Below are 12,405 nucleotides of genomic sequence, written 5' to 3'. Positions count from 1 at the left end.
TTTTGAACATGGCCTGGAAGTCGCTGGCTTGGAGTGCCGCGGCGCTAGTATTGCTGCTCAGCATCGCAACCCCGTTAAGCGGCATTACGCTGTTTTTGCTGATGACCCCGCTTGTCGTGCTGTATACGATGCTCAAGCCGGTATCTTTCGCGGTTCATATCGTCGCGATCGCGGCCGTCGCGTTCGCCCTGCTAGGCAATGGGGGCGCGATCGCGCTGACGTTCGGATTCTTTTTCCTGGTGCCGTCGATCGTCATGGGCCACCTGTACAAGCGAAGAGCCAAGGCGAAAACGGTCGTCATGGTCGGCTTTCTCGTCCTGCTCGCCCAGCTGCTGACGGAGCTCGCGCTGTTCTCGGCGCAGTACAACATCGACTTTTCCGCCCAACTGGCGACGTTCATCGAGGATTGGCTGAAGCAGCTGCAGACGAACGATCTGGTGACGGGCGATTGGGCCGGCACGGCCTCCTCGCTCGGCGACGCGATCATGCGGATGCTGCCGACGCTGCTGCTGCTGACCTCGTTCCTGCTCGCGATCGTGACGCACGCGCTGTCCCGCCGGCTCTTGTCGATATCGGGCATCGTTACGCCGGCGCTGCCGGAGATGAAGACGTGGATGTTCCCTCGGAGCCTGGTCTTCTACTATCTCATCGCCGTGATCATGAGCTACGCGATTCCGGCGAGCAGCACCGGATTCTGGAGCGACGTGGTGTCGAACGCCATGCCGATCCTGCAATTCGCCTTTACCGTCCAGGCGATGGCGTTCTTCTTCTTTCTCGCGGGCGCCAAGTCGTGGCCGAAGATCATCCCAATCATTCTCGCCATTCCGCTGCTCCTGTTCCCGCCGTTTTACCTGATCGGTCTCTTGGATGTGGCGTTCCCGCTGCGCAAATATTTCGTGAAGTGAGTCACCCCGTTCGCGTAGAGCCTTTGCGGGATGGTATTAACGAAGGCACGGGAGCGTGCCGGTTCTGAGGAGCGAAGCTTTACATGCCCAAGTTTCTCGTTCAGCGGTGGCACGGCATGCACAATGTCTGGGCGCTCGTTCTTATTTTTCTCCTGACGGTGACGCTGACCTGGTACCAATGGGTGCTCGGTCTGCTCGCTCTCGTATTGGGCGGCGCGGTCGGCTTCTACGCCCTCATGGCGGAGCGCGCGTTCCGCAAGGAATTGAACGATTATGTCCTGACGCTGTCCTACCGGATCAAAGGCGTCGGCAACGAAGTCATCGGCCAACTGCCGTTCGGCATCATTCTCTACAACGAAGACAAGGAAGTCCAATGGCATAACGCCTATATCGCGAACGTGACGGGCCGTCCGTCCGTCGTCGGCGTCCCGCTCTCCGAGCTGTTCCCCGGCCTCCAGCAGGCCAAGGACAAGGAGAAGGAAGCGGGCAAGTGGGAGACGACCGTGAACGGCAAAGTTTACGAGCTCGTCTTCCGCGCGCAGGAGCGGATGCTGTTCGTGAACGACGTGACGGAGCGGTGGACGATCGCCAAGCGCTACGAGGACGAGAAGCTCGCGATCGGCATCGTCATGATGGACAATCTCGAAGAGGTCGCCCAAGGCATGGACGACCAGCAGCGGGCGCTCATGCTGTCGAAAGTGACCGGCGAGATCACCGAATGGTCGCAGAAGCACGGCTTGTACCTCCGGCGGCTGTCTTCGGACCGCTATATGGTCATCACCAACCAGCTCGCGCTGCGCCAGCTGGAGCAGACCCGGTTCGAGCTGCTCGACGACGTGCGCGAGCAGACGATGAACCTGAAGCTGCCGATGACGCTCAGCATCGGCTTCGCGTCGGGGGCGGACAACATCGCGGAGCTCGGCCAGCTGGCGCAGGGCAGCCTCGATATCGCGCTCGGCCGGGGCGGCGACCAGGCGGTCGTCAAGTTCGGCCAGCGGCAGAGCTTCTACGGCGGCAAGAGCAACGCGATCGAGAAGCGCACCCGCGTGCGGGCCCGCGTCATCTCCCATGCGCTGCGGGACCTCATGAAGGAGAGCGACAACATCGTCATCATGGGGCATAAGATGCCCGACATGGATGCGATCGGCGCGGCGATCGGCGTGCTCAAGGCGGCGCAGCAGTTCGGCAAGGAAGCGTTCATCGTGCTGGAGGGCGTGAACCCGGCGATCCAGCGGATGATGGAGATGCTGAAGGAAGACGAGAAGCTCTACCGCCGGTTCATCGGCCCCGAACAGGGCATGCAGCTCATCGGCAAGCGCTCGCTCGCGGTCGTCGTCGATACGCACCGCGCGTCGATGGTCGCCGAACCGAAGCTGCTGCAGCAGACGGATCGGATCGTCATCGTCGACCACCACCGGCGAAGCGAGGAGTTCATCGACGACGCCGTGCTGGTCTATATGGAGCCTTACGCGTCGTCCACCTGCGAGCTCGTCACGGAGCTGCTGCAGTATATTCACGAACGCATCGTGCTGGAGGTCCGCGAGGCGACCGCGCTGCTCGCGGGCATCACCGTCGACACCAAGAGCTTCGCCATGCGCACCGGTTCGCGGACGTTCGAGGCCGCGTCGTTCCTGCGCCGCAACGGCGCCGATCCGGCGCTCATCCAGCGGATGCTGAAGGAAGACCTCGAGGAATACATCAAGAAGGCCGAGATCATCCGCAACGCGGAGACCTATATGGACCATATCGCGATCGCGGCGGCGGATCCGGGCAAGCCGATCCCGCAGCTGCTCATCGCGCAGGCGGCGGACACGCTGCTGAACATGACGGGCATCCGCGCGTCGTTCGTCATCGGCCTTCGGCCGGACGGCACGGTCGGCATCAGCGCGCGTTCGCTCGGACAGATCAACGTGCAAGTCGTCATGGAGCGGCTCGGCGGCGGCGGTCATCTGACCAACGCGGCCTGCCAGCTGCAAGGGACGGTTCAGGAAGTGGAAGCCAGACTGAAGCAAGTACTAAGTGATATTCATGGGGAAGAGGGGTTGTTCGAATGAAAGTCATATTCCTGCAAGACGTGAAGGGCCAAGGCAAGAAGGGCGAGATCAAGGACGTATCCGAGGGCTACGCGCGCAACTTCCTGCTGCCGAAGGGCGTCGTTCAGATCGCGACCGACGGCGCGAAGAAGACGCTGGACCAGAAGGCCGCCTCCGAGCAGAAGCGCAAGGAGCGCGAGAAGGAAGAAGCCAAGGCGCTGGCCGCCAAGCTCGAAGAGATGATCATCGTCATCAAGGCGAAGGCCGGCGAGGGCGGACGCCTGTTCGGCGCCATCACGAGCAAGCAGATCGCCGAAGCGCTGGAGAAGATGAAGATCGTCGTCGACAAGCGCAAGATCGAGCTCGCCGATCCGATCCGCACGCTCGGCGTCACGAAGGTGCCGCTGAAGCTGTATCCCGACGTGAAGGGCACGCTAAGCGTACAGGTCGTGGAGGAATGAAGCCATGAACGGCAGCGGGGAACAGCTCGGCTTCGACCGCGTCCCGCCGCAGAATCTCGAAGCCGAGCAGGCGGTGCTCGGCGCCATTCTGCTGGAGACCGAAGCGCTCATCACGGCGATGGAGCGGGTCCGGACCGAGGACTTTTATAGCGTAGCCCACCAGCGCATCTTCGAAGCGATGGTGGATCTGGGCGAGGACAATCAGCCGCTCGACCTGATCACGCTGACCTCCATCCTGCAGGACCGCAGCCAGCTGGAGGAAGTCGGCGGCGTCACCTACTTGGCCAAGCTGGCCAACGCGGTGCCGACGGCGGCGAACGTCGACTACTACGCGCAGATCGTCGAAGAGAAATCGATGCTGCGCCGGCTGATTCGCACGGCGACGCAGATCGTTAGCAGCGGCTTCGCGGCCGACGAGGACGTCAGCGCGCTGCTCAACGACGCGGAACAGCGCATCCTGGAGCTGTCGAACCGTCGCGCGTCGTCCGGCTTCATCAGCATCCGGGACGTCCTGATGGACGTCTTCGAGCGCGTCGAATTCCTGTACAACCACAAGGGCGGCGTCACGGGCATCCCGTCGGGCTTCCCGGATCTCGACAAGATGACGTCGGGCTTCCAGCGCAACGACCTCATCATTGTGGCCGCCCGGCCTTCGGTCGGCAAGACGGCGTTCGCGCTGAACATCGCGCAGAACGTCGCGGTGCGCGCGGGCGAGACCGTCGCCATCTTCAGTCTCGAGATGTCGGCGGCCCAGCTCGTGCAGCGGATGATCTGCGCCGAATCCAACGTGGACGCCGGCCGGATGCGGACGGGCTTCCTCGAAGGCGACGACTGGGAGAAGCTGTCCATGGCGATCGGCTCGCTGTCCGAGGCGCAGGTGTACATCGACGATACGCCGGGCATCACGGTCGCCGAGCTGCGCGCCAAGTGCCGGCGGCTCAAGAAGGAGAAAGGCCTCGGCATGATCCTCATCGACTACCTCCAGCTCATCCAAGGGCGGGGCAAAGCGGGGGAGAACCGCCAGCAGGAGGTCTCCGAGATCTCGCGGACGCTCAAGCAGATCGCGCGGGAGCTCGAAGTGCCCGTCATCGCGCTGTCGCAGCTGTCGCGGGGCGTCGAGCAGCGGCAGGACAAGCGGCCGATGATGTCGGACCTTCGCGAATCCGGCTCGATCGAGCAGGACGCCGACATCGTCGCGTTCCTGTATCGGGACGATTACTACAATCACGACACCGAGAAGAAGAATATCATCGAGATCATCATCGCCAAGCAGCGGAACGGGCCGGTCGGCACGGTCGAGCTGGTGTTCCTGAAGAACTTCAACAAGTTCGTCAGTCTGGATCGCGCGCATGGCGATTCCGTTGTCGGGAATGCTTCATAATGGCGAATCCGGTTCCGTTGCGAGGATCGACGGTTTCGCTCTCTTCGCGGAGAGAGCGAATTTGTCGTGTCCAAGGCGCGTCATGCGTCTGATTTTGCCGAAGTGGATTTGGAAGTGGGCCATTGAGCCCCATTCAGCAGGATTCAATGAATTATTTCCGAACAATCGTATAAGCGATAGTTCGATTGTTCGGCTTTTTATTGACTTCACGCCGGTCGCTTGCTACACTAATCATGCCGCTTCAGCGGCCATTTGCCGTCCGTCGGGACCGATCAACCGTTCCCGATGCGTTTCCGTGCGCGCCTCGCGCCGCGGACTCGGAACGGCATCATCATGCCGGCGGAGCGAATCGGCCGGATGGAGGGATTGCATTGTCTACAGTAGTCGTTGTAGGAACGCAGTGGGGAGACGAGGGCAAAGGGAAGATCACCGACTACCTCGCGGAGAAAGCGGACGTCGTAGCCCGTTACCAAGGGGGCAACAACGCCGGACATACGATCCTGATTCAGAACAAGAAGTATAAGCTGACGATGATTCCGTCGGGTATCTTTAACGAGAATAAGCTGTGCGTCATCGGCAACGGCATGGTCATCAACCCTGCCGCGTTGGCAGAAGAGATTCAATATATCAAAGATAACGGCTTCAGCACCGACAACCTGCGCATCAGCGACCGCGCGCACGTGATCATGCCGTATCATCTCGTGCTCGACGCGCTCGAGGAAGACCGCAAGGCCGACAACAAGATCGGCACGACGCGCAAGGGCATCGGCCCGGCGTATATGGACAAAGCCGCGCGCAACGGCATCCGGATCGCCGACTTGATGGACCCGCAAGAGTTCACGGAGAAGGCGACCCGTCTCATTGCCGAGAAGAACCAGGTCATCACCCAGATGTATGACGGCGAGCCGCTCGAAGCGGGCAAGATCATCGCGGAGTATCTGGCGCTGGCCGATACGTTGCGTCCGCTCGTGACCGACACGTCCGTCGTGCTGAACGATGCGATCGACGAAGGCAAGAAGGTGCTCTTCGAGGGCGCCCAAGGCGTCATGCTCGATATCGACCAAGGCACTTATCCGTTCGTGACGAGCTCCAATCCGTCCGCAGGCGGCGTCTGCATCGGCTCCGGCGTCGGCCCTTCGAAGATCCAGCAGGTCATCGGCGTAGCCAAAGCCTACACGACCCGCGTCGGCGACGGTCCGTTCCCGACCGAGTTGCATGACGAGCTGGGCCAATGGATCCGTGACAAGGGCCACGAGTACGGCACCGTGACGGGGCGTCCGCGCCGCGTCGGCTGGTTCGATACCGTCGTCGTCCGGCACGCGCGCCGCGTCAGCGGCATCACCGGCCTGTCGCTGAACTCGCTCGACGTGCTGAGCGGCCTCGAGACGGTCAAGATCTGCACGGCCTACCGCTACCGTGGCGAGCTGATCGCGCACTACCCGGCGAATCTGAAGACGCTCGCCGAGTGCGAAGCGGTGTACGAGGAGCTGCCGGGCTGGAGCGAGGACATCTCGAACGCGAAGACGCTCGAGGACCTGCCGGAGAACACGCGCAACTACGTGAAGCGCGTCTCCGAGCTGACCGGCATCCCGATCGCCATCTTCTCCGTCGGCCGCAACCGCGAGCAGACGAACCAAGTCGCCGAGATCTACGTGTAATGCGTCGTATTAAATAGCTGAGCTAACGAACCGCCCCATTTGGTATTTGGGGGCGGTTTTTTTGTTGCGTCGTCTTCGCTTGCGTAGGGGGCGAGAGGGCTTATTAGGTCGTAGTAGCACCGAGCTTACAACAACTTGCAAAAGTACAACTTATTTTGTCCTTTTTGCCGTTATGAAGGCAAAAGCTTGTAATCTTACAACTTATTTGGGCAAAAATCGCCGATCGAGCGAAAACCGGCCGAATAAGTGGTACGTTTACAACTTTTTCTTGTTCAGGCGACCTAGGCGACGAAATAAGTGGTACATTTACAACTTTTCTGTCAGTTGGCCCACTCATACACAACGTTTCTGTACGGCGGCTGTATATCATCGGTAGCAGTTGGTCCACACACATACACCAAAAACGTTTCTGTACGGCGGCTGTATATCATCGGTAGCAGGTGGCCCACACACATACACCAAAAACGTTTTTGTACGGCGGCTGTATATCATCGGTAGCAGGTGGCCCACACATACACCGAAAACGTTTTTGTACGGCGGCTGTATATCATCAGTAGCAGTTGGCCCGCTCAGATACCACCACCAACGTTCTCAGCCCCAATGAACCAGCATCGATTGCGGAGGAGCTTCGTAACTTCCCCTTGATTCCTCGACGCCATAACTGTACAATGTGTACTAGTTGAAGTGGTACACCTGCGCCGAATGAATAAGCTATTATACCGCCTCGCGCCTACCAGCGGCAGGCGGCAGCCCGCCCGATTCATGCGGGATCGCCGGGCATCTCAAACTAGTGAAGTCGCCGCGACGGGAGTTGAACGAATGCCCTATGATCCAGATCAATGAGAGAAGCATGGTCCCGATCTACGAACAGATCGTGCAAGCGTTCAAAGAGCTGATCGCCAAGGGCGCCCTCCGGGAAGGGGACAAGATTCCTTCCGTCCGCGAGCTGTCCGCCCAGCTGCTGATCAACCACAACACAGTCGCCAAGGCGTACCAGGAGCTCGAACGGCAGGGCGTCGTCGCCTCTCAGCGGGGCAAGGGCGCCTATGTCGCCAAGCCCGCCGAAGAGCCCGGCATGGAGCGGGAGCGGGTACGGCAGCTGCGCGCGGAGCTCCGGCGCATCGCGGTGGAGGCGCACCATCTGGGGATCGGCAGCAGGCAATTGGCCGACTGGTTCGGCGAGGAGATTCAACGTTACGGGAGGGATGAGCATGCTGACCGTCCGCAATCTACATAAGGCGATCGACCGCAGGCCGGTGCTGAAGCAAGTCGAATTCGCCGTCGCTCCGGGGCTGGTCGCCGGTCTGATCGGCCGCAACGGGGCGGGGAAGACGACGCTGCTCAAGACGATGGCGGGCATTATCGATCCCGATCACGGCACGGTGGAGTACGAGGGACAGTCGGTTCACCGCCATCCGTCGCTGAAGCGGGAAATCGTCTTCGTGCCCGACAACCCGGAAGGGTGGTTCGGCTATACGGCTTGGGGGTGCGCGGATCTCTACGCGCAGGTCTATCCGCGCTTCGACATGGCGTACTTCAAGGACACGATGCGGCGGTTCGGCCTGCCGGTCGACCGGAACATCCGGCATTTCTCCAAGGGGATGCGCATGATGTTCAGCACCGCGCTCGGGCTGTCGACGAAGGCCCGGTACGTGCTCCTCGACGAGCCTACGAACGGCGTCGACCCGATCGCGAAGAAGCAGGTGCTGTCGCTGCTCATGGAGGCCGCTGCCGAAGGCGTCTCCCTCGTCATCTCTTCTCATCTGCTCGAGGAGCTGGAGCGGATGACGGATACGATCCTGCTCATGAAGGACGGGGCGGTCGAGACGCATACGTCGGAGGATGTCGCGGGCGGACGCGTGATGAAGCTGCAGGTCGTGTTCGCCGGCGAAGCACCGGAGATGTGGCTCGAAGGACGGCACGTGCGCGTGCTGGAGAACATCGGGCGCGTCTACACGCTGCTGCTGAACACGGAGCCGGGCAGCGCCGCCTACGAGGAGCTGCAGGGGATGGAGCCGCTGCTCATGGAGCCGCTCCCGGTGAAGCTGGACGACTTGTACGTATGGAAGCTGGGAGGCGAGACGGATGTGGGTTAGCGCGCTATGGAAACGGGAATACGATCAGTCAAGGCTGTTCCTCCTGTTCGTGCCGGTCGTCCACTTTCTGGCATTAGGACTGCAACGGATGAATAAGTGGTTTTTCACCGATCCCTACTTTGTGGCCGGTAACCTTCGAAATCTCAAAAACATGACCGATCCGATTCCGGCGGCCTACGACTTCGGCTCCTTCGAGTCGGTCGGACGTCTGTGGCTGATGCTGGCCGTATTCGTCCTGGCCTTGGTGCAGATCGGGACGGAGCGGCGCAACGGATCGCAGGAGCTGCTATTCTCCTTGCCCTACTCTCGCAAGATCATTTTCCTGCACAAATGGATGCTCGGCGCGGCGCTCCTGGCCGGGTCCCTCCTGATCAATACGTTCATCGACATGGTCGTCGTGCCCAGCTCGCCGATGTCGCCGTATTTCAGCATCGTCTACCATCTGACCCAGCTAGGCTACTCCTTGCTGCTGTTGGCGGCCATCTATACGCTAGCGCTGTTCATCGGGACCATTACCGGCAGCGTCGCTTTCCAGGTCATCTTGACCATCGTGACGCTGATGCTGCCGATCGGTCTCGGCCCCCTCATTACGAATTCGCTCAGCTTGCATGGCGCAATCGACATCGCGGTGCCCAGCGGAATCGGCATCGAGCTGCAGAACACGCTGAACATCAGCCGTTATCTCACTTTGTCGTACGACGATTTCTCCTGGCTTCAGGTCCTCGGCCTGTTCGATCTGCTCATCGTCGCCTTCTTCTGCGGCATGCTGTCCTATGCGCGGAACCGCACGGAGAACAATGGCAAGCTGGTGATTTTCCGGGCATGGGAGAGGGCCATCCGCATCTTGGTTGTCCTATGCGCCTCCATGATCATCGGCTTGTTCTCCTCCTCGCTGTTCAACGCGAACGAGCGTCTGGGATACGACATCGGCTTTATCGCCGGACTTGTGGTCACGACCTTCATCATGCTCAAGATCGCCAAGCTCAGGTTCAAAGTCTAAGGAACGGCCCTATGAGGCTTCCGATACGGTCGGAAGTCTTTTTTTGCGCGGAGAAAGAATGCGAGAGATGAGGTTTGCCCATACTAAAACTATGAAATCAGTAGTGCAGGAGGGCAATCATCATGTGGTGGAAATGGATCGGCTGGGCCGCCCGCTTGGTCGCGACAGCATTGCTGCTCAGCTTCCTATGCATCTGGACGACCGGTTATATCGTGAATAGCTATGTACAAACGGCGCTGAAGCAATTCGACATCCCGCTGGAGACGAAGCCGTTCGCGCTCTCCGGCATCTGGGGAACGCTCTGGGGCTCGGGCGGGGGCAAGGCGGAGGACCTCGCGGCAGCCGGCCTCAAGCCAAGCCCGACGCCGTCGCTCCGTCCCGCGCCAACGCCGACGCCGGACGGCACGCCTGCGCCAACGCCTACCCCGGCGCCGACCTCGGATCCGGCTGCCGCCAGTCCCGAACCCGGGCCGACCCCTCCCGGTCAGCCGGAAGGGTCGGCAGGGGAGACGGGAGCGGGCGCCCAGGACCCGAACGAGGCCGTGCCGGTCTGGAACGGAGGAGAGAGCGGCGGCGGCGCCGCGATCTCGGACGAGGAAAAGCAGAAGCTCTATTCGATCGTCGTCTCCAAGCTGAGCAGCGATCAACTGCAGGAGTTGACCGGCTATTTGAACGACGGCCTCACCGCGGAGGAGCTGCCGAAGGTGCAGGCGCTGCTCAAGGGCGCGTTGACCGAACAAGAGTACAAGCAGATGATGGACATGCTGAATCCGCCGTCCGACGCGGCCGCCCAGTAACGGCGGCTGCTTGCGGCGGCGTTTTCCATCGCCCGATCAACCGCCGCGAACCGGCGGTTTTTCCTAATTATGAGAGAATTCTAAGCGAGCAAGAATTGATAGGCTCTTTGACGTTATGCTAAAGTTAGAGGCGTGCTATGCCAAAAACGGTAAAAGTATAGCGAAAAGGAGAAGAACATGACCGATTTCAAGAAATCGGGCCGAATTCGGAACGCCATGACCGCGCTGCGGGACAAATTCCGACAAACTCGGACCACCCCCTTGAACGTCGAACCACATGCCCTACCGAGTACGCCATCATTTATACGCCGATATAGGACGCCAATCTTCATCACCTGCGCGGCAGTCGTCGCGGTCGCGGGTATCTACGTCGGCGCCTCTCAATATGTGCAAGCCCGTACGAATACCTTCTATCAAGTGCTCGTTCAGGGAGAACCTGTAGGCGAGATTAGCAAGCAGGAGCTCGTGGACGAACTGATCGCCGGCAAAGCCGCCGAACTCGCGCAAGCCGAGACGAGCGTCCGGTACAAGCTCGACGACGACCAGGTAACGTACCAGGTTGAAAAGGCTTACAACAGAAAGCCGGACGATGCGGCTACGCTGTCCAAGCTGTCCGCCCAGCTGAAGACCCATGCGGTCGGCGTGAAGCTGATCGTCGACGGCAAGGCGATCGCCGTCGTGAAGGACCAGGAGACGGCGGAGACGCTGCTGCGTCGGGTCAAGAACAAGTTCGCGCCCATGCCGTACACGCCGAAGAAGGGCGAAGCGTCCGTCAAGGCCTTGTCCCTCACGAAGACGGCGGCGGTCGGCACGTCGCAGCGCACGGTGCACAGCGTCTCGTTCGCCGAGGAAGTGAAGACCGAAGAGGTCACGGTGAACCCGGAGCAGATCAAAGATCCGGAGACCCTCTACAAGAGCATCGTGAACGGCGATACGACCAAGCGCCTCTATACGGTGAAGAAAGGCGACTGCATCGGCTGCATCGCGCACGCGCAGAACGTCTCCGCCGATATCATCTACAAGAATAATCCTTGGATCGACGATGACGAGATCAAGATCGGCGACGTGCTCGACTTGACCAAGCAGCAGCCGCTCCTGACCGTCAACTCGGACGAGCAGGTGACCGAAGTCGAAGTCATCGACCCGCCGATCGAGATTCGCAAGTCGGACGAGCTGAAGGCCGGCAAGTCCAAGGTCGTCCGTCAGGGCACGAACGGCAAGCGGCTCGTGACGTATCATCTGATCAAGACCAACGGCGCCGTCCTCGAAGAGGAGCAGATCTCCTCCGTCGTGCTGACGCCGGCGATCTCCACCGTGATCTTGAAGGGAACGAAGGTCACCCCTAGCGAAGGCACGGGCACGCTGTCCTGGCCGGTCAAGGGTCACCGCATCACCAGCTACCAGGGTTCGCGCTGGGGCCGGACGCACAAGGGCATCGACATCGTCGGCAACAAGAATATCCTCGCCGCCGACAACGGCGTCGTCACGACGTCGGGCACCGGGATCAGCGGGCTCGGCAACTCCGTCACGATCGATCACCAGAACGGCTTCAAGACGGTGTACGGCCACATGAGCAAGCTGCTGGTCAAGAAGGGCCAGGTCGTGCAGAAGGGCGACGTCATCGGCATCATGGGCAATACGGGCCACTCCTTCGGCACGCATCTTCACTTCGAAGTGTATCTGAACGGCAAGCTGAAGAACCCGACCAGCTATTTATAGACCCTTTTCCAATCTTTACCCGCCCGAACGCCTTCTGACACACCCTGTCGGAAGGCGTTTCATGTTGGGCTGATGTGCTTGTTATGTTAAAATGTAAAAAAGAACGGATTTGTCCTGATGACCTTCGGAAGCCGAATGCAGAGGATCGGGAAGAAGGTTGGCGAAGGAATCGAAAAATGAAGCGAAGGCAGGAGCGGGAATCTCTCTCGGAGGAGTGAAACGTCCGCCTTTTGAAGCTTTTTGCCCCCTTATACCCGTCATTCGGGCAAAAAGCTGAAAACCGCGGCCGGAGAGAGAGATCCTGCGGATGCCGCAGCGATCATTGCAAAGCAGTTAAAGTCCGAGAACAGCGGCC

At 60.3% G+C, this 12,405-nt stretch carries 10 protein-coding genes; all 10 read left to right on the top strand.

Annotated elements, in window-relative coordinates; genetic code table 11:
- The first annotated feature begins 8 nt into the window (after positions 1-8).
- Positions 9-905, top strand: coding sequence for a DUF2232 domain-containing protein (locus tag H7C19_RS27165; protein ID WP_246469840.1), 897 nt, complete (start codon positions 9-11; stop codon positions 903-905).
- 83 nt (positions 906-988) lie between these two features.
- Entirely contained in the window at positions 989-2,959 is a 1,971-nt protein-coding gene (locus H7C19_RS27160; protein ID WP_185672233.1) for a DHH family phosphoesterase, read from the top strand.
- Positions 2,956-3,399, top strand: coding sequence for a 50S ribosomal protein L9 (gene rplI, locus H7C19_RS27155; RefSeq protein WP_185672232.1), 444 nt, complete (start codon positions 2,956-2,958; stop codon positions 3,397-3,399). Before H7C19_RS27160 ends, rplI begins: the two co-directional genes overlap by 4 nt.
- Positions 3,400-3,403: 4 nt before the next feature.
- Entirely contained in the window at positions 3,404-4,780 is a 1,377-nt protein-coding gene (dnaB, locus tag H7C19_RS27150; protein ID WP_185672231.1) for a replicative DNA helicase, read from the top strand.
- Positions 4,781-5,151: 371 nt separating this feature from the next.
- The gene (locus H7C19_RS27145) at positions 5,152-6,438 is read left to right on the top strand and encodes an adenylosuccinate synthase (protein WP_185672230.1); all 1,287 of its coding nucleotides are present in this window, start codon (positions 5,152-5,154) and stop codon (positions 6,436-6,438) included.
- Between the two features lie 826 nt (positions 6,439-7,264).
- Positions 7,265-7,675: a GntR family transcriptional regulator gene (locus H7C19_RS27140; protein WP_185672229.1), complete on the top strand. Its 411-nt coding sequence runs from the start codon at positions 7,265-7,267 to the stop codon at positions 7,673-7,675.
- Positions 7,650-8,534: an ABC transporter ATP-binding protein gene (locus H7C19_RS27135; protein ID WP_185672228.1), complete on the top strand. Its 885-nt coding sequence runs from the start codon at positions 7,650-7,652 to the stop codon at positions 8,532-8,534. The genes H7C19_RS27140 and H7C19_RS27135 overlap by 26 nt, the downstream gene beginning before the upstream one ends.
- Positions 8,524-9,534: an ABC transporter permease gene (locus H7C19_RS27130; RefSeq protein ID WP_185672227.1), complete on the top strand. Its 1,011-nt coding sequence runs from the start codon at positions 8,524-8,526 to the stop codon at positions 9,532-9,534. The genes H7C19_RS27135 and H7C19_RS27130 overlap by 11 nt, the downstream gene beginning before the upstream one ends.
- Before the next feature lie 122 nt (positions 9,535-9,656).
- Complete coding sequence (locus tag H7C19_RS27125) at positions 9,657-10,331, top strand: hypothetical protein (protein WP_185672226.1); 675 nt, start codon at positions 9,657-9,659, stop codon at positions 10,329-10,331.
- A 177-nt stretch (positions 10,332-10,508) separates the two neighbouring features.
- Positions 10,509-12,050, top strand: a complete 1,542-nt coding sequence (locus H7C19_RS27120) for a M23 family metallopeptidase (RefSeq protein WP_185672225.1) — start codon at positions 10,509-10,511, stop codon at positions 12,048-12,050.
- Positions 12,051-12,405 lie beyond the last annotated feature (355 nt).

Origin of the sequence: Cohnella nanjingensis (genome assembly GCF_014212125.1) — a bacterium.
GTDB lineage: Bacteria > Bacillota > Bacilli > Paenibacillales > Paenibacillaceae > Cohnella > Cohnella nanjingensis.
The sequence above is the reverse complement of the archived record's forward strand: the minus strand, read 5'-3'. Positions and strand labels throughout refer to the sequence as shown.

Excerpts from the sequence above, each read along its gene's own strand:
- H7C19_RS27125 (WP_185672226.1), top strand. The coding sequence starts at position 9,657 with ATGTGGTGGAAATGGATCGGCTGGGCCGCCCGCTTGGTCGCGACAGCA.
- H7C19_RS27140 (WP_185672229.1), top strand. The coding sequence starts at position 7,265 with ATGATCCAGATCAATGAGAGAAGCATGGTCCCGATCTACGAACAGATC.
- H7C19_RS27135 (WP_185672228.1), top strand. The coding sequence starts at position 7,650 with ATGCTGACCGTCCGCAATCTACATAAGGCGATCGACCGCAGGCCGGTG.
- H7C19_RS27165 (WP_246469840.1), top strand. The coding sequence starts at position 9 with ATGGCCTGGAAGTCGCTGGCTTGGAGTGCCGCGGCGCTAGTATTGCTG.
- H7C19_RS27120 (WP_185672225.1), top strand. The coding sequence starts at position 10,509 with ATGACCGATTTCAAGAAATCGGGCCGAATTCGGAACGCCATGACCGCG.
- H7C19_RS27130 (WP_185672227.1), top strand. The coding sequence starts at position 8,524 with ATGTGGGTTAGCGCGCTATGGAAACGGGAATACGATCAGTCAAGGCTG.
- dnaB (WP_185672231.1), top strand. The coding sequence starts at position 3,404 with ATGAACGGCAGCGGGGAACAGCTCGGCTTCGACCGCGTCCCGCCGCAG.
- H7C19_RS27160 (WP_185672233.1), top strand. The coding sequence starts at position 989 with ATGCCCAAGTTTCTCGTTCAGCGGTGGCACGGCATGCACAATGTCTGG.
- rplI (WP_185672232.1), top strand. The coding sequence starts at position 2,956 with ATGAAAGTCATATTCCTGCAAGACGTGAAGGGCCAAGGCAAGAAGGGC.